The organism is Nocardia sp. NPDC004278, from assembly GCF_053602975.1.
Map to the genome: position 1 here is coordinate 36,378 of NZ_JBSGEQ010000046.1, position 21,113 is coordinate 57,490.

A 21,113-nucleotide genomic window follows, 5' to 3' on the forward strand; every position below is an offset into this window, starting at 1 on the left:
GACAGTTTCATTTGCTATTGACTGGAATCAGCCCGCGCGGCGGCCCCGGTTCCGATAATCGAAAATCTCGACTCCGGCGCCGCCCGCCCGGGCGTATGGGAAATCGGTCCACATACGCCACCTCGGCCTTCGCCCCGCACGGCGACTCGTTCGGTGCGCGGCCCACCTGGCCGATGCCCAGCTGGGCGAATATTCACGGAAGTCGCCGACGACATTTCCGGGACGGACGGAGCTGCGCCGCGGTCAGTAGGGTTTCGCGCCCACGATCACGCGCGCAGCTACTGAGTTCTGTCGAGCCCGCCGACCTGTTCCCGCAGGAACGGCACGACGAACTTCGCGACCTTCTCCGGTTGCTCGAGCCAGGACCAGTGGCCGACGCCGGGCAGCGTCTCGATGCGTCGTTCCGCACCGCCGAAGCCGGGCATGTCCGAAGCGATGACCCGCGCGCAGGTCGCGACCTGTGTCAGAAGCGGCATCCAGTCGCTGCCGGCGTCCGGATTTCCGTGCACGAACACCACCGCTTCGTCGGTGCCGTCCGGGCCACCGACCAACACGGGTGAGCGCACATCGCCGACGAAGATTTGCCGCTGCTCGAGCATCGCGGCATCGGTCATCGGCCGACCGGCCATGGGTCGGTCGCGATCAGATGGGTGCTCTCCAGCGCTGCCGCCCGGTAGGGGTGGGCCTTTTCCTGGTAGTCCTGGCTGGTCACCATGGTGACGAACGCGGTCCGTGAGGGGTACTGGACGACGACGATCGCATCCCACCACGCCTTGTCGACGTCGCCGGCCACGACGTGGCTGGCGTCGCCCGCATACAGAATGGTGGCGCCGACGGCGTCGAGATGGGGCTGTACGGCCTCGGCGTATTGCTGGTAGGTGGCCGCACCGTTGTTCTCGTCGAACTTCAACAGGTTGATCATCACGACCGGGTCGCTGTTGTCGGACGCGGCCGAAAACAGGGTTGCGATCTGGTCCGGGTTCGGTTCGATGGCGCTCATCGCTCAGGCCTCCCAGCTGCGCAGATCGCGCGGGTAGCTGACGTCGAGTTGTTGCACGGACTGCATGATGGCCCTCCATTGGGTGCGCTGCGGGGCCGAGCGGCCCGCTGCGCAGCAACGTTAAGAGACCCAGGTCACATTCTCTCAGCGCCGGGCAACAACGTTCGCCGCGCTCGTTGTGCTCACGTCACAGTTCGTCGGGACGGGGACGCGCGAGGCCGGGTCGAGCGGGGAGCATCGCCAGCGCGACCTGAAGGTCCAAGGAGTCGTTGGCAACGCTGCGTCCGAGCAGTGCCTCGGCCTGGTGGACTCGGTAGCTGACCGTGTTGGGATGAACCATGAGACGCTCGGCCGCGCGACTGCGGCTGCGGTTTTCGTCGAGATACACCGACAGCGTCATCGCCAGCCGGGAGGTGGCCTCGTCGGCGGCGGCCAGCGGCCCGAGCACCCAGGTAATGAACGACAGTGCGTGATCGCGGTCGGCGGTGCCGAGCGCCGCGACGGCGACGCTGCGGTAGCGAGTGATCGCTGCCCCACGCGGCCCCACCAGCGACGCAACCCGCCGCGCGTGGTCTGCCTCGAGGTGCGTGCGGCGAAAGCCCTCCAGGCCTCGGCCCGCCTCGCCCACCGCGATCCGCACGCCGGGGATCACACCTGGTACTTGTTTGCCACGATCCACCGCATCGAGGCTGTCGGCGGTGAAGGCGTCTCTGCGGCTCATCCAACTCGCGACCGCAAGCGAGCCCAGGGAATGGATGAGGGTGCTCTCGGCACCCAGCGTCTGGGCGAGCCCCGCGAGAGCCTCGCCCAGAGCTGCCTGGGTTTCGCCGCCCTCGGAAGCCTGCTCGACCCACGCGATGGCCCCGACGTGGCGCCGGTTCACGTCGTAGCGCAGTCGTTTCGATGCCCGCTGTGCATTGCGCTCACGGTCGGCCAGAATCTCCTCGACCGCCGCCGCGCGGACTGCGGCAGCGCTGCGCAGCCAGGCCTCGCGCTCGATCTCATACGCTTTCTCGGCTCGGACCATCGCCTCATCGACATAGGCGAACAGCCAGCCCGTTGCCAGATCCAGCGCTACCGCTTGATCGGCGGCGTCCGGCGCCTTGTCGACAATGTGTGCGAACATCCACTGCCACACCCGTTCCTGAGCCAGCCGGTAAAGCCGCATCAAATCCGCGAGTGCGACCTGTCGGTGCACCGCTGACCGTGCGATGGCCAGGGTTGACGGCGGTAACTCGACCTGCCGAGGGTCGCCGGCGAGTTCGATGATCTGAGCCAGCTGCCGCAGGCTCGCCTCGGTGCTGACCAGGTTCTCCTGGACGTTCTGCGGATCGGAGAACAGTTCTGGCAACTCGGTCTGCATCCGGGCGACCGACCGTTGCGCGAGGTCACTGGCGGAGACACGCATCTGCGTGCCCATCGGCCGCAATATCTCCCGCCAGACCCGTTGCGCAGACGGCTCACGCACCGGCGGCCATTCGACCTCCATGACGGCCGAATATAGTCACAGTTATCGCCCCGCGACAATCAGCCGCGACCAAGCTGGCATCGAGTGCCCTGCCCCAACTGTGATCGCGCCGGGTAGGACAGCTCGGCCATCCGCTACCCCCGCCGGTGACCATAGGCCTTGGTTACGACGCGACCGGTTGCGTTCGGCCGGTGAAGGGGTTATAGACCGGGAGCGGCTTGATGAGCGGGTTGAGCAGTCTGCCGGACTGCTCGACGGTGAGGACCTCACTCGGGTCGAGCGGGATGACTTCGCGGAGCGATTCGTCGTATTCCCAGACGTCCTCGCCGACCAAGCGGCCCTCATCGTCGTAGGGCCAGATCATGTGCTCCCGGGTCTTCATCAAATAAGTGGCGTCGGGGTCCACGTCCAGACCGGCCTCGGCGAGGATGCTTCCCGGTGTCTGCTGGTACAGCGTGGCCGACGAGACGATCATGTCGTCGCTCACCGCCAACTTCTCGTCGCCTCCGGTGTAGAAGACGCACTGAGCCGTGCCGGTCCACTCGCGATAGACCCCCTTGACGGCCTCGGCCCCAACGAGCGTGGTGATCGAGCCGAACAAGTTGAAGTGGTAGACGGGCTCGGCGACCGTCATATCGGGCGCGAAGATCTCTTCGAAGCGGCCCGCCATCTCCAGATAGCGGTGGCGGTTATAGGCGTGCAGGAGATAGAGGTGGCGGGGGTTCTCCGTGGTCTCGATCAGTCGCTCCACGGCGATGTTGGTCTGGGTGATATCGAAGCGGCTCATTTATTGATTCCTTTGTGCCAGATCATTGTTTGTTGTTGAGCCCGGGTCAGGCTGATGGACCGGCCGCCAAGAACTCGACGATGTGCCCGGCGAGTTCCTCACCGGAGTCCTCCTGCAGGAAATGACCGGCTCCGTGAATAACCGGATGTTCGATGCCCTGAGCGCCACGCATCTCGCTTTGCAAGACGCCCGCCATCGGACCGGTGATCGGATCGGCGTCGCTGAACGCCACCAACATCGGTGTCGTGCTCTGGCTCAGCACCGCCCAGGCCGCCCGGTTGGCCGGCGCGGCCGGGTCGTCGGTCGAGGTGGGCACCAGGCCGGGCATTACCCGCGGGCCGGCGCAGTAGCTGTCGTCGGGGAACGGTGCGTTGTATCCGGCGCGTACCGCGTCGCTCATCACCTTGGTGCAACCCCACTGGATGAATTCGCCGATGTCGATCGTCGGTTGGCTCTGGATGGCCTCCCGGAACTGCCACCAGATCTCGGGCATCGGGAAGTCACCGGCCGGCAGACCACTGTTGGCGACCACGATGCGCGAAAACCGTTCCGGGTGTTCGGCGGCCAGCCGCAACCCGATCAACCCACCCCAGTCCTGGCCGACCAGGGTGACGTTGTGCAGGTCCAACGCGTCGAAGGCGAGCGCGCGCATCCATTCGACATGCCGGGCGTAGGTGTGATCCTCACGGCGGGTCGGTTTGTCGGAGCGACCGAAGCCGACCAGATCCGGGCAGATGACCCGATGGCCGGCGGCGGCCAGGATCGGGATCATCCGCCGGTATAGAAACGACCACGACGGCTCGCCGTGCAGCATCAGGATCGGGTCTGCGTCTTCGGGCCCGGCCTCGACCCACGCCATCCGCAGCGATCCGCCCTCGGTGTCATCGACCTCGCAATACCGAGGTTCGTAGGGAAAGTCGGGCAGCTCAGCGAACCGCTCCTCGGGGGTGCGCAGCGTCAGCATGGCCGAACCTGACCGGCCTGCATGTCCACGGTATGCATCGAATCTCCTTACTTCTGTTTCACGGCGGCTGTTGGCCGCGGACCCGAAGTTAGGTGGCCGCACACCGGTTGTCTCGGCGCTCTGCGCCAAAGTTCGGTGCCAAGGTTGTGCCCGCGCCACTAGCGCCAGCGGATTTGGGTGAAATGAGGTTCCCTCGCTCTAACGGAGGCTCTGATCGTGATCCGATAGGACAGGAAGAAGTGTTTCGCGGCAGCTCCCGCTGCTCGGCCCACACCGCCATCCGATTAGCAAATAGGTTGGCCGACAACGGAATTGCGCAATCGATGGACTCGGTCGGCGACCGTTCAGCGGGGAACCTCAACATCACCGGGCAAGAGGTTGGACGTCGAAATTCGGGATCTAGATGTGAGCATGGCCGTAAGTTAGAGCGCTGTCGTATTGGTGGCTCGTGCGCCCACTCCGGTATTTACGTCCTCCATTGTGAGCCTGCCACAGTTCCTAGTCGGAATTGGCTGGCCGGCCGGGCGCGGATGTGTGATGCGAGCACAATTGACATCGGGAAGCTTGTTGTCCCGCGACGAGCAGATTGTGAACTGCATCTCTTACTGTGGCGTGTCGTGGCCGATCGGTCACGTTCCCTTCGGAGGTCGCACGCAGATGTCCTGCGGCCCGCAGACCTTCGCATTACGCCGCGGATCGGTGGCAGGAAGGAACCGCGACATGAGCCGGTTCGACATCACCAAGACCAACCTCGCTGTGGAGCGACTGATCGAGGTCACTGACAACCCGCGCCACCTGTACCTGCTGCACGCTTACAACAGGCACCGCTACCTGGAGATGGCCGGCCGCTGGCGAGAGATCTTCGCCCCGGAGATGACCGTCGCGCACCCCGTCTACAACTTCAACGTGTTCGGCATCAGTACGGTCTTGGACGGTGCCGAAGCAGTGCAGGCCGTGTACAACGAGTGGTCCGGCACCGGACAGTGCATCTTCTACGTCGATGACGAAAAGCTCGCGGTCGGCGACAACACGATCTGCTCGACCGCGGCGATCTATCAGCAGACACCCGGCGTCATCCTCGCCGAGGCCGGCGCGGACGTGGACCCGGAGGCGACCTTTCTCGTCAAGAACGTCGAGCACATGATCTGGCCCTACGACGACCAGGGCCGTCTGATCGGTGAGGACGTGTGGGAGATCGACGAATCCAAGCGCGAGATCATCAAGCTCGACCCGTCGGAGGTGCTCACGGTTGAGCAGTCCGAAGTCCTGCTGGCCCCGCTGATCAAGCCGCTGCCCGTCCGCACATTCTGAACGCAGACGACAGGCCGGCCGAGGATGTCATCGCGTCAGCGGGCGTTCCCCGGTGGCCTGTTGCGCCCAGATCATTCAGGAGTTGTACGTGATCAATGGACTGACCATGGATGACTATCCGCTGTCGCTGACCGCGGTGGTGGAACGCGCCGAGCGCTTCCACGACAGAGCGAAGGTCGTCTCACGCCGCCCCGACGGCAGCGTTGAGCGGACCACGCTCGGGGCGTGCGCCGTACGCGCGCGCCAGCTGGCCTCGGCCTTGGCAGAACTCGGAGTCGGCGACGGCGACCGGGTCGCGACGCTGTTGTGGAATCAGTCCGAGCACCTCGAGCTGTACTTCGCGGTTCCTGCGATGGGGGCGGTCGTACACACCCTCAACCCCAGGCTGCATCCCGACGAACTCGCCTTCATCGTGGGAGACGCCCGGGACCGGGTGATCGTGGTCGACGAATCCCTCCTCGAGGTGTTCGAGACCTTCCGCCACGCGCACCCGTTCGAGCACATCATCGCCATCACCCGCGATGCCCCGACACCGGACGGGATGCTCGGCTACGAGACGTTGATCGACGCCGCGGAGCCGATGGTGTGGCCGGTTCTCGACGAACGACGCGCCGCCGCAATGTGTTACACGTCCGGCACCACGGGCCGACCGAAAGGGGTGGTGTATTCGCACCGGGCGCTGGTGCTGCATTCGCTGGCCGCGGCACTCCCCGATGCGCTGGGGGTATCGGCACGGGACACACTGCTGCCGGTCGTACCCATGTTCCACGCCAACGCCTGGGGTCTCCCCTATGCGGCTGCACTGCTCGGGGCCGGGCTGGTACTGCCCGGATCGCGGCTGGACTCGGCCAGCGTGCTCGATCTGCTCGCCGCCGAACGGGTCACCATGACGGCGGGGGTCCCGACCGTGTGGATGGCGATGCTCGACGCACTCGACGCCGAACCGCAACGCTGGGACCTCAGCTGCCTCGACCGGCTGATCGTCGGCGGTGCCGCGGTGCCGCGCAGCATGCTCGAGGGATACGACCGCCACGGCCTCACGGTCGTGCAGGCGTGGGGAATGACCGAGACCGCGCCGCTGGGCGCCGTCAGCCGTCTGCCCGCCGACCTCCAGGAGAGCAGCACGGATGAGCAGTACAAGTTCCGTGCCCGGCAGGGAGTCGCTATGCCGTTCTTCGACATTCGCGCACGTAGCGAGACAGGTGAGTTCATCGAGTGGGACGACCGCGCCATGGGTGAACTGGAAGTACGCGGACCGTGGGTGGCCGCCGCATATCACGGCGGCAAGGGAGCGGACAGTTTCACACCGGATGGCTGGTTCCGCACGGGGGACATCGTCCGCATCGACCACCGTGGCTGCATCTGGATCTGCGACCGAGCCAAGGACCTGGTGAAATCCGGCGGCGAGTGGATCTCTTCAGTGGACCTGGAGAATCACCTGATGGCGCACCCGGCGGTGGCGGAGGCGGCGGTGATCGCCGTTCCCGACTCGCGGTGGGGCGAGCGCCCGCTGGCGGTCATCGCGCTGCGCGACGGTGCGACGACGGATCCGGACCAGTTGCGCGAGCATCTGGCGGCGGAATTCGCCCGTTGGCAGCTGCCGGAACGATTCGAGTTCGTGTCCGCGATTCCCCGGACGGCCACTGGAAAGTTCAAGAAAATCGCTTTGCGCGAAAGGTTTTCGGCTGCCGATCGGCCGTGACCTGCAATCCTGTTCCATGGTCGGCACTCGGCAGGTGACGGTCGGCTCGGCGCCGTCCGTCCGCCCGCGGTGGCCGGTCGCCACTGCGGGCGGCCTCCGTCGGCGCCGCAGCAGGCGGCTACCGCATGTCCCGCTGGGCCGCCACGACCTCGCTGATGGTGCGCTCGGCACTGGAGCCGCGCTGTGCCTTCTCCGCCAAGCCGGGGAACTGCCCGGCGAGGGCGCTGAGTATCTTCAATTCCACCGGCGCGACATTGATTTCGCACAGATCGCGTTCAACGGCCCGTACCACCCCCGTCACCACCTGGCGCGGGGACACCATGCGCACGCCGGTCGGCGGGGTGGCGCCCGTCGCGGCGAACATGCCCACGTCGCGTACGGCGCCGGGCTGGACCAGAGAGACCCCCACCCCCGTACCGTGCAAGTCCTGGCGGAAAGAGAGCGCGAAGCCGCGCAGCCCGAACTTGGCCGCGCTGTAGAGCGAGGAGTACTTGGTGGCCGCCTTCCCGGAGATCGAGCCGACGAGGACAATATGTCCCCGGCCCGCCGCGACCATCCGGGGCGCGAGCGCGTGGGCCAGCATGACGGGGGCGCGCAGGTTCACCGTCAGCGCGCGGTCGATCTGCTCGGGTGTGTAGTCGAGTAGATCGCCGGTGGAGGGCATAGCGGCGTTGGCGATCAGAATGTCCGTGTCGGGGACGGCCTTGGCGAGGTGGTCGAGCTGATCCGGGTCGGCCATATCGGCGGTGACCGCTCGCGCACCGAGCTCGTCGGCGAGCGCCTCCAGGGCGTCGGCACGGCGCCCGGAGAGGACCAGCTTGGCTCCCTTGGCAGCCAGTTCTCGGGCGATGGCCTGACCGATGCCGCCCACGGCACCAGTGAGGAGAACGGTTGATCCTGCAATGCGCATGTGATTAGCCTCCTGAAAACTGTTCGTTCGAACGAACGAACAGTACGAAAGTTGGGTGACCATGTCAAAAGCAGCTCACGCGTCCGCCTACACCGCGCGATCGGCGGCATCCGCGGCGCGTACAGCATCCCGCTGACCTCGGCGACCGCCGTCCTGATCCCGCCCCGCACCGGTGGCACAATGGCCGCTATGTCCAAGTCCTCCGGAACCCGGCAGAGCATCATCGACGCCGTCCTGCGCATCATCGGTGAGGACGGCGTCGCCGGGGTCACCAACCGGCGGATCGCCGAGGAGGCCAAGGTCTCCCTTGGTTCGGTCACCTACCACTTCACGACCCAGCACGAGATGCTGCGTGAGAGCCTGCTGCACTTCGTCGCCGAGGAGACCCGGCGCTTCACCGAGCTCGCCGACCAGTGCGGGACCGAAGGGATGGACATCGATCGGGCCTCCGCCACGGTCGGCCAGGTCGCCGGGTGCACGCAGTCCGACGGCAGGTACATCGCACCCTTCGAGCTCTATGTCCAGGCCGGCCGCGACGAGCGGTTGCGCACCGCGGCCGCGCAGTGCTTCGCCGCATACGACCAGCTGGCCGCGCGGATCCTCACCGGTCTCGACGTACCGGACGCCGAGCGGCTGGCGAGCACCGCTGTCGCGCTGGTCTTCGGACTGCAACTGCGCAGCCTCGCCACCGGCCTTCCGGCAGAGGAACTGGTCGACGCCCTGTTGCTGCTGGCACGCGGGGCGCAGCAGGCCTGACCCGCCTGCCGGTTCCGGTCACACCAGGCCCGCGGAGCGCGTGACACTCGGACAGCATGCCGATCACGCCTTTGCCGTCGCGTCGTTCGCGACGTTCGTCATCGCTGTCATAGCGGCGATTGTCGTCTTCCTGCTGTCGAAGCGGCCAGCGGCCCAATCCTGAGCGCCAGTCATGGCCGGGGCTGCGGATGAAGCGGCCCCAGCCGTGGCGACGTCCGGGCAGGGCGGTAGCCCGGACGTCCGGGCAGGAAATCACCGAATCCTCCAGTGCCCGAACGGCAATCACCGTCGATCGGGCCGGTTTGCCAACGACGGCGACGAACCCGCACGGCGTCACCGGCAGCTGCGCGACCATTTCGGCCGACCGCGCACGATCATCGATCCACTCGGTCATCGGATCATTGACCGGCACAACGCGGTGCGGCGATCAGCATCCGCTGTCGCGCATAAGAATCGACCCTCGAGACGTTGACGACGCACCCCATGATGTCCACCACCGGACGCCGCACGATCGGCGCACGGCAAAGGGTTCGCCCCGTGCGTTCGGGTTCAGTAGCTCTGCCCGGGCGGCGGTATCCGCCACTGACCAGACGATGGCGGTAGCACCGCGGTGTCAGCGGTCGGGTCGGCCCGCAGGAAGCGGATGAACCCATCCACGGTGAAGCCGGCGGCAAGGATCTCTGCGAGCAACCGCGCAGCGGCGTTCCTCGAATCCATGCGCTACATAGTCACCCGAGCACGCCCACCGCAACCAGGAAATCACGCGAATAACAACAAAATTCCACCACACAGGTGGCGATGGGTAATGATTCGGCAACCCCGGCGCGGGTGGCGCGACGGCGCCCACCTCTAGGCAGCCGGAGGGCTCCACAACCCGCGCTGGTCACGACGCGCGTGCTGTGGCGCGGGTACACGGTGGTCTCGTCTTTCGCGCAGAGATGGCTGTTGTCCGGGTGGACAATGGGAAGATGCACCCGCACGGGACGGTGCCCGGCTCGGGAAAGGGTCTGAGCAGAGCCGAACTGCTCGCCGCGATATCGCTTGCGATCGACCTCGGTCTGGGTCAGCCGATGGAACACATGCTTCGGTCATCCTTGATCGCGACACGGATCGCCGAGCGGATGAGGCTCGACCTGCAACAGCAGGCGACCGTGTACTACGCCAATCTGGTCGGGTGGATCGGTTGTCACGCCGACTCCCACGAACTCTCGGCGCTCTTCGGCGACGACATCGCCTTCCGGGCCGACACCTACACGGTGGACACGGCCGGCCTGCCGTATCTGCGGCTGATGATGAGTCATGTCGGACGCGGATTGCCGGGCTGGGAGCGCGGCATCCGCGCCACTGCCTTTCTGGTCACGGCTCGCAGCCAGGTCGCCACACTGATCCAGTCCCATTGCCGTTCCGCCGGGGTTCTCTCCGATCGGATGGGCTTGGACGAGCAGGTCGGAAAGGCGCTGGCCTACGCCTTCGAACGCTGGGACGGCCGGGGGCTGCCCAACGGTTCTCGCGGAGACGATATCCCGGTCGAGATCCACATCGCGCACGTCGCAGACGTCGTCGAGGTGCACCTGCGCACGGGTGGGCTCGTGCATGCGAAGGAAGTTCTCCGTTCTCGGCGCGGCAGTCAGTTCAGCCCAGCCGTGGCGGCGGTGTTCGATCGCGACGCGGCGGCGATCGTGGACGGTTTGCTCGAAATCGATGTCTGGACCACAGCATTGGCCCAAGCACCGGATCGTGACCGAACCATGACGGCCGAGGAGAGCGACGAGTTACTCGAGGCCATGGCCGATTTCGCCGATCTCAAATCTCCGTTCACTCTGGGGCATTCGCGTGGCGTCGCGAATCTGGTGGCCGGGGCGGCCCGACACCTGGGCATGTCGCCGTCGGACATCACGCATCTCTACCGTGCCGGCCTAGTGCACGGCCTTGGCAAAATGGGAGTGTCCAACCGGATCTGGGAGAAGAAGGGTCCGCTCACTACGGCTGAATGGGAACGGGTACGGATGTATCCGGATCTGACCGGCCGGATACTAAGTCGAGTCAACGGCTTGGAGTCGGTGGTGCCCATTGCGATGAAGCACCGGGAACGGATCGACGGGTCCGGCTTTCCCCGGGGGATCGCCGGCGCGGAGTTGACCGCGCAGGACCGGTTGCTTGCCACGGCGGAGGCTTATCAGGGACTGCTCGAGCCGCGTCCCGACCGGCCGCCGCTCGATCCTCGCGGCGCTGCCGATCAGCTGCGAAAAGAGGCGCGCGCCGGACGCTTCGACGCCGAGTCGGTTGCGGCCGTGCTTGCGGTGGCCGGTCCGCGGAACTCGCGGCGAACGCCCTGGCCGGCCGGGCTGACCGACCGCGAAGTCGAGATCCTGCGACTCGTCGCGCAAGGCCGATCGAACAAAGAAATCGCCGCCGAACTGTTCATCGCCGAGAAAACGGCACGCAACCACGTCGAACGTGTCTACGCCAAACTCGGCGTCAACAACCGCACGCAGGCCAGTCTCGCCGCGATCGATCGGGGTCTGGCTGGGTTCCCGGTCAATGCGGCCGTCCGAAATTGAAACATCCACTGCGCCAGGTACTTCAGCTCGGCAACCACCAATGATGCTGCCCGGGTGCGCTATTGACGTCACATGGCTCAGCGGCGTAGTCGATGCCCGTCCGGTGGACGGGCAAGTCGGGATGCGGAGCGCGCCGGAGACCCGGCTGATTACGCACAGTCGGGACCCGGTACCGGGTTGGCCGAGCCGACACCGGGACCGACTGCGTGGGCCCTTCATCGCCGGGATGCGCTGGGCCGGGACCGCCGGTCCAAGACCCATATCGTGGCCAGCATGAGGCCAACGGCAAACGAGGCGAGCGCGATGAGACTGGCGCCGGTGCCTCCGTGGAAGGTATCGCCGTAGGCGGACATGGCCGGCAGCTTGGCGGTGTACCGGTCGAGTTCCAGGTCGCGACCCAGCGCTTCGAATGCGTGGCGGTTGGACAGGCCGAGACTCATCAGGCGTCCCGGTAGGGCCATCTTGTCAACGGGGACTATGGCGCCACCGAACAGAACCTGCGGGAAGCAGAGCATCGGCAGGGCGAGGGCGGCCTGCGCGGCATTGGAGACCGCGGCCGAGGCGAGCAATCCGAGGGCCAGTGCCGAGATCGCCTCGATCACAATCGTCACGAACAGAAAGGCGGACACGTCCCATCCGACGGCGGGGAGCCGACCGAGCGCCCGTAGCACACCAAGGAGCACCGCGCTCACTCCAGCCAGCACCGGAAGCAGCGCTGTCACCTTGGATGCCACGTAGGCGCCGACGCTGAGCCCGGCCAGGCGCTCGCGCCGGAAGACGGCCATCTCCCCGACGATCTGGAGCAGGCCGTAGGTAAGGCCGAAGAAGAAGCCTGCGAATGCGATCCAGAACACGATCTGGGCCGGGCCGAGGTCGGCTTCGCTACGCGGATCGAACGCGTCTCGCTTGAACAGCGTCGCCATCATCGCAGTGACCAGCACCGGTGAGCCGAGCAGGACCGCCAGGGTCAGCCGGTTGCGTAGGAGAACATCAACATTGCGTCGGGTAAGTAGCCACCATTGCCGGACCATGTCTGTGCGCTTGACGTCTGAACGGGCGGCGGGGCTGGGCAGTGGAGCCGAGCCAGGCCGGGTTTTCGACTTCCCACCGCTGTCCGCGAATCGCTCCGCCCAGATCTGCGGGGTGTGCTCCCGAGCCAGCCGGTCGTACACCTCGGCGAGATCCTTGACGCCGAAGTAGCGCCGCGCCTCGGTCGGGCTGCCGGTGAAGGCCAGGTGGCCGTCGCGTGCCAGGAATACCACCCGGTCACACCGGTCGATGGAGTTCGGCTCATGCGTGGTGAGGACGACTGTGACCCCGCGCTGGCTGAGTCGGCGCAGCAGGCGCATCACGTCGGCTGCGGTCGACGGATCGAGCCCGGAGGTGGGTTCGTCGAGGAAGAAAAGGTGTGGCCGGGTCAGTAGCTCCACGGCGATACTGGCCCGCTTGCGCTGACCGCCGGAGAGCGCACGGACCGGCACCTCGGCCCGATCAGCCAGGTCGAGGTCATGCATGGTCTCTTCGACTACCCGGTCCGCCTCGGCCGCCGATGTGCCCGCGGGCAGCCGCAGCCGCGCCGCATAGCGCAGCGTGCGGCGCAGGGGCATCTCGAGGTGGATGATGTCCTCTTGGGGCACGTAGCCGATACGGGAATCGGCGCTGACTCGGGCCCCGCGAACGACGCCGTCATGCCGAACCTCCCCGGCAGACGGTGGTCGCAGTCCCGCGAGGATCTCCAGCAATGTGCTCTTTCCTGCGCCACTGCCGCCGGCAATGGCGACCAACTCGCCTGGTTCGACCGACAGCGACAGCTGCTGGAGAATCTGCCGCGCCCCGACCTGCCGGCTTACGTCGACCGCATCGATTCGCCCGCCGTTAGGTGCGTGATCTGAAGTGCGCGTACCGAACCGCTCGACGGTCGGTGGTTCGAATGCCAATTCGGTCATGACCGGTAACCTCCGTGATTGCTGAATTCGCTTGGTCATGCCCTGATCATCGGTCCGCAGCCTCCGTGGTCGCATGAGGCGTTTGCCTCAAATCGCGACCACCGCGAAGCGATCGCCGCACCCGGGCAGCGGGGCCACGCGGTGGCCTGAGCAGCAGGGATGCACGAGGCGACCGTGTTACACCGTCATCCGAACAGACCCCAGCGCGACGCGGGATCGGTGCCACGGCTCTTGCACCACGCCATGCCGACCTCAGTCTCCGAGCGTGGCGACACCCGCGCGGGCGTATTTCTCGTCCAGATCACCACTGGGTGCACCCGCTACACCGATGCCGGCGATCGGTGTACCACCCGTCGCCACCGGGACACCGCCCCCCAGGAACAGGGTGCCGGGAATGTCGGCCAGCCGCGGGGTCTTGTCCAGACGCTCGGCCAGCTGAGCGGTCGGCGCGTTCCAGGAAACTGCGGTGAAGGCCTTCCGCTCCGCGGACTCGTAGGACTGCGGTCCCGCGCCGTCCCCGCGCAGCAGCACGATGGTATTGCCGTCACGGTCGACGACAGCGACGCTGACTCGCTGATTCTCCTGGCTCGCGGCGGCGAGCGCGGCCTGCGCGGCCTCGGTGGCGGCAGCAAGCGTGAGGTGATCGGTCTGCCGCAGGTCGGCTGGCTCGACCCTGCCGGCGAGCACCGGTTGCGCCGCCGGGCCCGCGTCCACGCCGCCTACCGCGAATGCGCCGATGGTGCCCGCGGCGACGACGGCGAGTGCTCCGCCGACGAGGGCGCCGGTGCGCTTGCCTATTTTCTTGCGAATGTCCATGGTTACGTTCTCCTTTGGCTTATCGATGGCTGCTGGGTAGCGAGATGGCCATCTGCTGGCTGATACCGTCCGTCGCCATCGCCACAGCGGCTGCTTTCGGCGGGCTGTTCGGACGGCTTGCGCATTGGGGTTCAGTTGGCGGTTGGAGCGCCGGCGACGCGACGCTCGCCGCCGTTCGCCTCCTGCCAGAGGCGGTACACGTCCACCGCTTCGTCGCGGGGCTCATGGCGCATGGGCAGGCGTCGCTGGTCCCAGGGTTTGGCGAACTCGTCGTAGAAGGTGTTGAGCTCGAAGTACTTTCGGTCGTCGACGTAGTGCGGTTGGTAGGCGTCGCGGGTGGTGAGGAAGACGACCGCGTCGGGTGAGCAGTAGTACAGCGCGCCCAGGCACATCGGGCAGGGCAGGGCGAGGATGTAGATCGTGGTGCCGGTCAGGTGCTCGGTGCCGAGCTTGGTGCATGCCTCGCGGATGGCAAGGATCTCCGCGTGTGCGGTGGGGTCGTTGGTCTGCGCGACCCGGTTCGGGCTCTCCGCCAGAATCTGGCCGTCCTTGACGACAACGGTCGCGAACGGACGCCCGCCCTCGGCGACATTGCGGCGCGCGAGGTCGATGGTGTGGCGTGCGAAATCGGTCATCGGTTGTCTTCGTTTCTCAGAACGGCTTGGTGGGCAGGTACTTGCCGTCGAGGGTGATGACGGCGCGCTCGCCGCCCTCGGGGTCTGCGACCTTCCGCACGTCGAGCTTGAAGTTGATCGCGCTGATGATCCCGTCCCCGAACTGCTCATGGACCAGGGCCTTGAGGGTGGTGCCGTAGACCTGCAGCATCTCGTAGAAGCGGTAGATCGTCGGATCGGTCGGGACACCTCCCGGGATGGATCCGCGGGTCGGGATCGTCTGGAGCAGCATCGCTGCGTGGTCGTCCATCCCCAGCAGTTCGGCAACCGCCGTCGCGGCCTGCTCGGGGAGGGCGTGTTGGCCGAGGACCGCGGCGGTCACGAAGGCCACCGAGTAGCCGGCGGCATCCGCGATCTGCTGCCAGGTGAGATGTTTCGCGGTCTTGGCCTCCACCGCCGCGGCGGCCAGTGCCAGGCGGGCGGTGGGGTCGAGCTGTGCGTGCACCATTTGTGCGCTTCCTTTCTGGTCGAATACCGACCCGACGCAAGGGTGGGTCGGCGTGCTGGAAGGTGATTCCCGCGCGGCGCGCGGAGACCGTGACTATGCGGTCAGGCGGCCGGTGCGGCTTCGGATCCGGAGGCGTCGAACACCGTGACCGCGCCGGTGCCGATGTCGAACACCCATCCCTCGACGGTCACGGTGCCGGCGTCCACGCCGCGGGACACCGATGGATGGGTCGACAGGTTGGCCAGCTGCGCAACGACATTCGATCGCATGGTCCCGACCGATCCCACCATGCACAACCTGTCGCTATAGAGTCCAATACTTGTTGCCCATCGTGATTATTGGTCGCATCTATAGTCGATTCGACTGCGATCCGACTTTTGTTGGTGCGGCTCGCTCAGTTCGACCGTGTGGCTGCCTGGGCGATCGCGGCGAAGGCGCGCGCGGCTGCCGAGTGATAGGTGCTACTGCGACGCAAGAGTTCCACAGTTCGGGTGGGTAACGCGGGGGTGAGCGCGGTGGGCAGCAGGTCCGGCTGGGCACGCGTGATGGCGTCGGGTAGGACGGTGGCGAGCCGACCTCGGCGAACGAACTCGATCAGTGCGCCGATGGAGTTGGCCTCGACCCCGATGCTCGGCGTGATCTCGCATTGATCGAAGTAGGCGTCGATGTGGGCTCTGGTTGCGAAGTCGCGACTGAGCAAAGCCAAGGGGTGGTGTGCAAGTTCCTGAACCGGCAGCGGCTTCGATCGCGCGGCGAGGGTGTGGCTCGATCCGACCACCAGGCTGAGGTTCTCGGTGCACAACGCGGAGTTCTCGATCCCGGCGGCGTGGGTGCCGGTGAATGCGATGCCGAGATCGACGCGGTCGGCGAGCAGGTCCGCCTCGATCCGATCCTGGGTGGTCTCCACGACGGTGAGGGTCACGCCCGGGTGCGCGACATGGAACTGATGCACCAGCGGGCCGATGAGGTAGGCGGTGATGGTCGGCGTCATCGCCACCCGCAGGTGCCCTCGGGACAGGTCCTGCACGTCATGAATCGCGCGCTCGCCAGCGTCGAGGTCGCGCAGGGCGAGTCGCGCGTGATGCGCGTAGGCCGCGCCGGCTTCGGTGAGGCGTACGGTGCGGCCGGACCGGTCGAGCAGCTCCACTCCCAGCGCCCGCTCGGCCTGCCTGACCTGCTGCGACAAGGTGGGTTGGGAGATGTGCAGCGCGTCGGCCGCGCGGGTGAAGTTGCCGTGATCGGCGACCGCCAACAGGTACCGGATGTGGCGCAGTTCCATGACCGTTCCTATAGATGCAATCTATCGTGATGATGGAAAGTAAGTCTTGGACTCTATCGGACGCGCTGGGCATTGTGGAAGTCAGCAACCAGTCAGGAGATCTCAGGTGAACAGGCGTCCCCTCCGAATAGCGCCGCGCTGGACCGCCCTGCACGAGGCGATCGTCTACGGAGACGGATCCGAGCGATACCAACAGGTCGTGACCGCCCTGCTCGACACCGGCGCCGACCCGTCGATCCGTGACGGAGCCGGCCGCACCGCGCTCGACAATGCGCAGCGCCGTGGGCCGACCGCGATCGTCTCGATTTTGCGTGGCCGCGCATGAGTGAAGGAACGGCATGATCAAGGACGAGGAAACCCATCTGCGGCGGGCGATCTCGCTCGCCGAGCACGCCGGTCACGAGGGCAATCGCCCGTTCGGCGCCGTCATCGTCGCGGGCGGAGCGGTGATCGCCGAGGGTCGCAACCAGGTGGCCAGCGCAGGCATCGTCACCGCTCACGCGGAGCTGGTCGCCATTACGGCCGCGATCGAGGCCGGGCACGCCGGGGAGCTGATCGGCGCCACGATCTACGCGAGTGGTGAGCCCTGCCCCATGTGCAGTGCGGCGATCGTCTGGGCCGGGATCACCCGCGTCGTCTTCGGCGCCGCCGAGCCGGATTTCACCGCGATCATCGGCGGGCACCCACGATTCACCCTGCGCTGCGCCGATGTCATCGGGTCCAGCGACACGTCGGTCACCATCTCCGGACCGAATCTCGGCGATGCGGCGCTCGCGCCGTTCCGGCGCCACGCCGCGAATCCATGACCGCGTCTACCGAGTTCGACTGCGCGCCTTGCGATTCGCACATCCACGCCGACAGCCAGAACTAGAGCCGAACACACTCGAGGTGCCATCCGGTCACCCAGTCGCACTCTGACTTGGCGCAGCTCGCTGTCGACGCTAGGAGGTTCACCCGCGACGGATGTCAGTGTGCCGATTGTCGTGTGAAATATCGGCTGTATCCCGCGAACATGGATCGGTAGATGTCCGCGAACCAGGCTGCCGCAGCCGAACTGGCATCCGGTTGTGTCGCGTCGAATTTCGATGCGATGTGTACCACACAACCTCCGTCGGCTAGATCGTCGACATACGTGGTGGCGACATATCCTACGACGTGCTGATTGTCAGCCTTGATGTAGTGGATTCGCCGTGTTTCGTCGTTCTGGTAGAAGATCGTTTCCTCGACGACTCCGCCATCGCTCAACACCATTCGCCGGGTACGGGGTACCGATCCCGGTGCGCCGACCAACTCGCAACTGATCAGTTGAGGGCCTTGGAGTCCACCTTCTTCGGCAGGCAGCCACCAGCGCGACATACCGGCCCAATCGCAGATCAGCTCCCAGACTTGCTGCGCGGGCGCGGATATCTCTATCGAGTCGTGTAGTGCTACCCGGCCGCTTCCGCGCTGGTCGGGTGAGCCGTCGATTTCCATCAGTGGATTACTTCCTCGAATTCGAAGATCATGCTGCGAAGCATGTCGGGCTTGGTCAGGTTCTCCACGTCGCGCGCGGCCGCCTCACCCTCGGGCGAGGTGAATGCCGCTTTCAGGGCTGCCATGTCGTCCCATTCCAAGGACGAGACCCAGAAGTACGGCTCACCACGACCCGGTGTCGGAGAGTGACCGAAGTCGAACCGGCGGAGTCCAGGCAGCACCTTGATCAGCGGAATGTGCGACTCGCAGTAGTGCCGCTCGAATGCAGCGGGGTCCTTGGGTGTTGCGTACAGCACGAGGTAGCGGACCATGTCTCGTTCATCCTTTTCGGTTGCGGATCGGTCTCAGACGCTCTCGATGGGCAGGGTTCGGGGCATGCCGAACCGGGGGAACAGGCCGGTGTCGAGGAAGGCGGTGAGTTGAGCGATTCGGGTGCCATCCAGCGTCAGCACCGTGATCCCATGTGCGTGGGCTATGCCTGCGTGGTGATCTCGCAGATAACGCGCGAATGCCGGCTGGCCGTTGGCTCGGGTGGGTATGAGCCGGAATCGCCTTGTGCCGTGCGCGAAGCCCCACTCGGTGAAGAAACCCGCGATGGCGTCACGGCCCTGGTATTCCTGTGTCAAAGGCGGCATCGAGAATATCGCGTCGTCGGTGAGCAGCTCGACCATCGCTGGTACATCACAACGCTCGAACGCGGCGACAAAGGCGTCGACGACGCGCCGCTCGGCAACAGAATTCGGCAGCACCGGGCGCTGGGGTGCCCGCTGCCGGGTCGAGAGTGCCTGTCGGGCTCGTTTCAGTCCACTGGCGACCGCGTCCGACGTCGTGTCAAGCAGGCCCGCGACCTCGTCTCCTCGGTATCCGAGCACATCGCGCAGTACAAGGACGGCCCGTTGGCGAGGCGGCAGCGTTTGCACCGCAGCCACGAACGCCAACGACACGGCTTCACGGCTCTCCAGTAGCGCCTCCGGGCCGGGCTGCGCATCAAATCCCTCTGCCGCGTCCGGGTAGGGCTCCAGCCACGGCACCTCGCACAGCCGGCCCGTCTCGGGAAGCTCGTTCGACGAAGTCGCGGTGACCTCTTGCGCGCGGCGGCTGTGATCGCGCAGGGCGTTCAGGCACCGATTGGTGGCGATCTTGTAGAGCCAGGTACGCAGCGAGGAACTCCCCGCGAAACGGTCCATTCCCCGCCACGCCGCCAACAGCGTCTCCTGAACGAGGTCCTCGGCTTCGGCAACCGAACCGACCAGGCGATAGCAGTGCACCTGCAGTTCTTGCCGATATGGCCCGGTCAATTCACCGAATGCCTGCCCATCGCCCTGCCGCGCTTGCCTCAGCAAGAAGTCGTCCATCATCCCGTCCTTACGATGATCGGGCCTATTCATCTCCCACTTGTATAGACACCAACTACCCAGAAAACGGGGCGCGCCGATCTCGCACCGCACTGCCGCGTCCGGCAGCGCCGGGTGCTGCGGGTAGGTGGCGGCTTCGATGCTCTCCGGGTGACGACTCGCGACGAGGCGAATTCCGGCTTCCTACTCAACGGACCCGACGCCGGGCGGCCGGGTCGTTGTCGGCGTGGAAGCGCCGCAGTCCTTCGTCGGACACCTGCGCGTTCTCCACCAGGCTGCGCACCGACCGCTGCCCGGAGATGCAGCGAGACTGTGCGTTCCGCTTGGGTCGGGCAGCCGGTTGTCGGTCCGTCGAAGGCCCGGTTGCCGAAAGCGTCGCTGTCGCACCGGAATCAATGGTTCCGGCCTCGCCCACGACGCATCGCCCACCACCTCATCAACCACAGCAAGAGTCTCAAAGATGTTGCGCGGCAAGCCAAAGCGACACGCCATTCATTCCGAACCGAGTTCTGACCACAGTGCACACCATTCATCTGCCACGGCGCAAAGCGCTCGGGCAGATCCCGCCACGGGCGGCTGGTGCGCAACCGATACAGCATCCCGTTCACCACCAGGCGATTGTGGTGAAGTTGACAACAGCATCATCCAAGTTGCACCGCGGCAGCCCGCTCGAACCACTGGGCCGACGCGCACGGGCATCGGCTGGTCAGCGCAGCAGGGATCGCGCCGTCGGCGCCAAACGCAATTGTTGTGCCGGCTCCGACAGTCGCTTCGACAGCTCTGGCCGCACTTGTTCCACCCACACTTGCGAACGAGCGAGCGCATTGAGGTGCTCATCGAGCCGGTCCGCATTCTCGAACAACGCGAACGAAACGAACACAGTCTCGGCGCGAATCGGAAGCATTGCGAAGGTATTCGGCGCTGGCTCGGTGACGTAGCTGCCGATCAGCGCTGCCCCGGTGGCGGCAAGAACGGGCTGCACTCGGCTATTGAAGAATTCGGCGAACTCGCCGGTCGCAATGTCGGGTTTGTAAATCGTGGCCAGGACACGCGATCGCGGCAACACCGTCGCTTCTACCCCGGGGCGATCGGCAGGGAGCGAGAATTCGGAGGTCGACGTCGCCGGGCGCAGTAGCAGCGCGTTCGTCGTATCGACCATCGTGGCGCGGGCGGCCGCGGCGTGCTCTCGCCACGCAGCTCCATCGATATAGAAGGCCGTCAAACCCGCAGTGCGGGAGGTCATGTCACGGAAGGCACGTATCCAGACGAAGCGGTCCGGATCATCCTCGTCGCGGAACTGGGCAATTACGCGGATACCCACGGCCTCTTGGGTTTCTACGAACTCTCGATCGAACAGGTCGATGAGCACATCACGGCTGCCTGGTCGCAGCGTGTACTGCCTGAACTCGACGACCGGCCAGTGGTTTTGGGTCACCATTCCCACAATGCCACTGTGATACGCGCATCGCGAGCGGTTGGCCGGCCCCGGGGAATCGAACCCCTGTGGTGCACCCTTTCTACCTGCGGCAACGGGTTGTCGCACCGCTCTGTCCTGCGGTTACTCGGGACTAGGTCGTGTCTCCTAATGGTGTTGACCGATTGGCCCCGCGGAGCGGGGCAGGTCGTGCATCATGTTCGCCGTGGCGACGCTGACCGGTGATCG

At 65.9% G+C, this 21,113-nt stretch carries 25 protein-coding genes; 7 read left to right on the forward strand and 18 right to left on the reverse strand.

The features are described 5' to 3' along the window. Nucleotides 1-278: 278 nt before the first annotated feature. The 5 genes from ACWEO2_RS39210 to ACWEO2_RS39230 form a co-directional block, all read right to left on the reverse strand. Entirely contained in the window at nucleotides 279-614 is a 336-nt protein-coding gene (locus ACWEO2_RS39210) for an alpha/beta fold hydrolase (RefSeq protein WP_452409991.1), read from the reverse strand. Beyond that, nucleotides 611-1,000 carry a DUF1330 domain-containing protein gene (locus ACWEO2_RS39215; RefSeq protein WP_452409992.1) on the reverse strand — a complete coding sequence of 130 codons (390 nt, stop codon included), beginning with the start codon at nucleotides 998-1,000 and terminating at the stop codon, nucleotides 611-613. Before ACWEO2_RS39215 ends, ACWEO2_RS39210 begins: the two co-directional genes overlap by 4 nt. A 187-nt stretch (nucleotides 1,001-1,187) precedes the next feature. Next, nucleotides 1,188-2,489, reverse strand: coding sequence for a PucR family transcriptional regulator (locus ACWEO2_RS39220; protein ID WP_452409993.1), 1,302 nt, complete (start codon nucleotides 2,487-2,489; stop codon nucleotides 1,188-1,190). 142 nt (nucleotides 2,490-2,631) lie between these two features. Next, on the reverse strand, nucleotides 2,632-3,255 hold the full coding sequence (locus ACWEO2_RS39225; protein ID WP_452409994.1) for a hypothetical protein: 624 nt from the start codon (nucleotides 3,253-3,255) through the stop codon (nucleotides 2,632-2,634). Nucleotides 3,256-3,301: 46 nt separating this feature from the next. Beyond that, nucleotides 3,302-4,219, reverse strand: coding sequence for a haloalkane dehalogenase (locus ACWEO2_RS39230; RefSeq protein WP_355182017.1), 918 nt, complete (start codon nucleotides 4,217-4,219; stop codon nucleotides 3,302-3,304). A 567-nt stretch (nucleotides 4,220-4,786) separates the two neighbouring features. On the opposite strand from ACWEO2_RS39230, the gene ACWEO2_RS39235 reads away from it, so the two are divergent. Beyond that, nucleotides 4,787-5,530 (forward strand): hypothetical protein, encoded by a 744-nt coding sequence (locus ACWEO2_RS39235; RefSeq protein ID WP_452409995.1) that lies wholly within the window; start codon nucleotides 4,787-4,789, stop codon nucleotides 5,528-5,530. A gap of 88 nt (nucleotides 5,531-5,618) precedes the next feature. Beyond that, the gene (locus tag ACWEO2_RS39240; RefSeq protein ID WP_452409996.1) at nucleotides 5,619-7,232 is read left to right on the forward strand and encodes a long-chain fatty acid--CoA ligase; all 1,614 of its coding nucleotides are present in this window, start codon (nucleotides 5,619-5,621) and stop codon (nucleotides 7,230-7,232) included. Nucleotides 7,233-7,350: 118 nt separating this feature from the next. On the opposite strand, the gene ACWEO2_RS39245 is transcribed toward ACWEO2_RS39240, so the two are convergent. Further along, entirely contained in the window at nucleotides 7,351-8,142 is a 792-nt protein-coding gene (locus tag ACWEO2_RS39245) for an SDR family NAD(P)-dependent oxidoreductase (RefSeq protein ID WP_452409997.1), read from the reverse strand. Nucleotides 8,143-8,193: 51 nt separating this feature from the next. Between ACWEO2_RS39245 and ACWEO2_RS39250 the strand changes: the two genes are divergently transcribed. Together ACWEO2_RS39250 and ACWEO2_RS39255 are read left to right on the forward strand one after the other, a co-directional pair. Continuing rightward, complete coding sequence (locus tag ACWEO2_RS39250; RefSeq protein ID WP_452409998.1) at nucleotides 8,194-8,898, forward strand: TetR/AcrR family transcriptional regulator; 705 nt, start codon at nucleotides 8,194-8,196, stop codon at nucleotides 8,896-8,898. A 40-nt stretch (nucleotides 8,899-8,938) separates the two neighbouring features. After that, complete coding sequence (locus ACWEO2_RS39255) at nucleotides 8,939-9,061, forward strand: hypothetical protein (protein ID WP_452409999.1); 123 nt, start codon at nucleotides 8,939-8,941, stop codon at nucleotides 9,059-9,061. Nucleotides 9,062-9,447: 386 nt separating this feature from the next. On the opposite strand, the gene ACWEO2_RS39260 is transcribed toward ACWEO2_RS39255, so the two are convergent. Further along, a complete protein-coding gene (locus ACWEO2_RS39260; RefSeq protein ID WP_355182029.1) occupies nucleotides 9,448-9,615 on the reverse strand; it encodes a hypothetical protein in 168 nt (55 codons plus the stop codon). A 251-nt stretch (nucleotides 9,616-9,866) separates the two neighbouring features. Here ACWEO2_RS39260 and ACWEO2_RS39265 point away from each other — a divergent pair, with 251 nt between their 5' ends. Then, nucleotides 9,867-11,459 (forward strand): HD domain-containing phosphohydrolase, encoded by a 1,593-nt coding sequence (locus ACWEO2_RS39265; protein WP_452410000.1) that lies wholly within the window; start codon nucleotides 9,867-9,869, stop codon nucleotides 11,457-11,459. Between the two features lie 215 nt (nucleotides 11,460-11,674). Here the strand turns inward: ACWEO2_RS39265 and ACWEO2_RS39270 are convergent, their stop codons facing one another. The 6 genes from ACWEO2_RS39270 to cynR all read right to left on the reverse strand — a co-directional run bounded on the left by ACWEO2_RS39270 (nucleotide 11,675) and on the right by cynR (nucleotide 16,622). Then, the gene (locus ACWEO2_RS39270) at nucleotides 11,675-13,444 is read right to left on the reverse strand and encodes an ATP-binding cassette domain-containing protein (protein WP_452410001.1); all 1,770 of its coding nucleotides are present in this window, start codon (nucleotides 13,442-13,444) and stop codon (nucleotides 11,675-11,677) included. Between the two features lie 213 nt (nucleotides 13,445-13,657). Continuing rightward, a complete protein-coding gene (locus tag ACWEO2_RS39275; RefSeq protein WP_452410002.1) occupies nucleotides 13,658-14,221 on the reverse strand; it encodes a GlcG/HbpS family heme-binding protein in 564 nt (187 codons plus the stop codon). A 131-nt stretch (nucleotides 14,222-14,352) separates the two neighbouring features. Further along, on the reverse strand, nucleotides 14,353-14,856 hold the full coding sequence (locus ACWEO2_RS39280) for a nucleoside deaminase (protein WP_452410003.1): 504 nt from the start codon (nucleotides 14,854-14,856) through the stop codon (nucleotides 14,353-14,355). A gap of 16 nt (nucleotides 14,857-14,872) precedes the next feature. Next, on the reverse strand, nucleotides 14,873-15,343 hold the full coding sequence (cynS, locus tag ACWEO2_RS39285) for a cyanase (protein WP_452410004.1): 471 nt from the start codon (nucleotides 15,341-15,343) through the stop codon (nucleotides 14,873-14,875). Nucleotides 15,344-15,444: 101 nt separating this feature from the next. After that, nucleotides 15,445-15,633 carry a carbonic anhydrase gene (locus tag ACWEO2_RS39290; RefSeq protein ID WP_452410005.1) on the reverse strand — a complete coding sequence of 63 codons (189 nt, stop codon included), beginning with the start codon at nucleotides 15,631-15,633 and terminating at the stop codon, nucleotides 15,445-15,447. 104 nt (nucleotides 15,634-15,737) lie between these two features. Beyond that, nucleotides 15,738-16,622 carry a transcriptional regulator CynR gene (gene cynR / locus ACWEO2_RS39295; RefSeq protein WP_452410006.1) on the reverse strand — a complete coding sequence of 295 codons (885 nt, stop codon included), beginning with the start codon at nucleotides 16,620-16,622 and terminating at the stop codon, nucleotides 15,738-15,740. 106 nt (nucleotides 16,623-16,728) lie between these two features. Between cynR and ACWEO2_RS39300 the strand changes: the two genes are divergently transcribed. Beyond that, nucleotides 16,729-16,947, forward strand: a complete 219-nt coding sequence (locus ACWEO2_RS39300; protein WP_452410007.1) for an ankyrin repeat domain-containing protein — start codon at nucleotides 16,729-16,731, stop codon at nucleotides 16,945-16,947. Between the two features lie 13 nt (nucleotides 16,948-16,960). After that, complete coding sequence (locus ACWEO2_RS39305) at nucleotides 16,961-17,428, forward strand: nucleoside deaminase (protein WP_452410008.1); 468 nt, start codon at nucleotides 16,961-16,963, stop codon at nucleotides 17,426-17,428. Nucleotides 17,429-17,588: 160 nt separating this feature from the next. Here the strand turns inward: ACWEO2_RS39305 and ACWEO2_RS39310 are convergent, their stop codons facing one another. The 5 genes from ACWEO2_RS39310 to ACWEO2_RS39330 form a co-directional block, all read right to left on the reverse strand. After that, entirely contained in the window at nucleotides 17,589-18,095 is a 507-nt protein-coding gene (locus ACWEO2_RS39310; protein WP_452410009.1) for an SRPBCC family protein, read from the reverse strand. Beyond that, entirely contained in the window at nucleotides 18,095-18,406 is a 312-nt protein-coding gene (locus tag ACWEO2_RS39315; protein ID WP_452410010.1) for an EthD family reductase, read from the reverse strand. Before ACWEO2_RS39315 ends, ACWEO2_RS39310 begins: the two co-directional genes overlap by 1 nt. A 33-nt stretch (nucleotides 18,407-18,439) precedes the next feature. Further along, nucleotides 18,440-19,450 carry a sigma-70 family RNA polymerase sigma factor gene (locus tag ACWEO2_RS39320; protein ID WP_452410011.1) on the reverse strand — a complete coding sequence of 337 codons (1,011 nt, stop codon included), beginning with the start codon at nucleotides 19,448-19,450 and terminating at the stop codon, nucleotides 18,440-18,442. 392 nt (nucleotides 19,451-19,842) lie between these two features. Further along, on the reverse strand, nucleotides 19,843-20,064 hold the full coding sequence (locus ACWEO2_RS39325) for a transposase (RefSeq protein WP_452410015.1): 222 nt from the start codon (nucleotides 20,062-20,064) through the stop codon (nucleotides 19,843-19,845). A gap of 92 nt (nucleotides 20,065-20,156) precedes the next feature. After that, nucleotides 20,157-20,885 carry an NIPSNAP family protein gene (locus tag ACWEO2_RS39330; RefSeq protein WP_452410012.1) on the reverse strand — a complete coding sequence of 243 codons (729 nt, stop codon included), beginning with the start codon at nucleotides 20,883-20,885 and terminating at the stop codon, nucleotides 20,157-20,159. Nucleotides 20,886-21,113 lie beyond the last annotated feature (228 nt).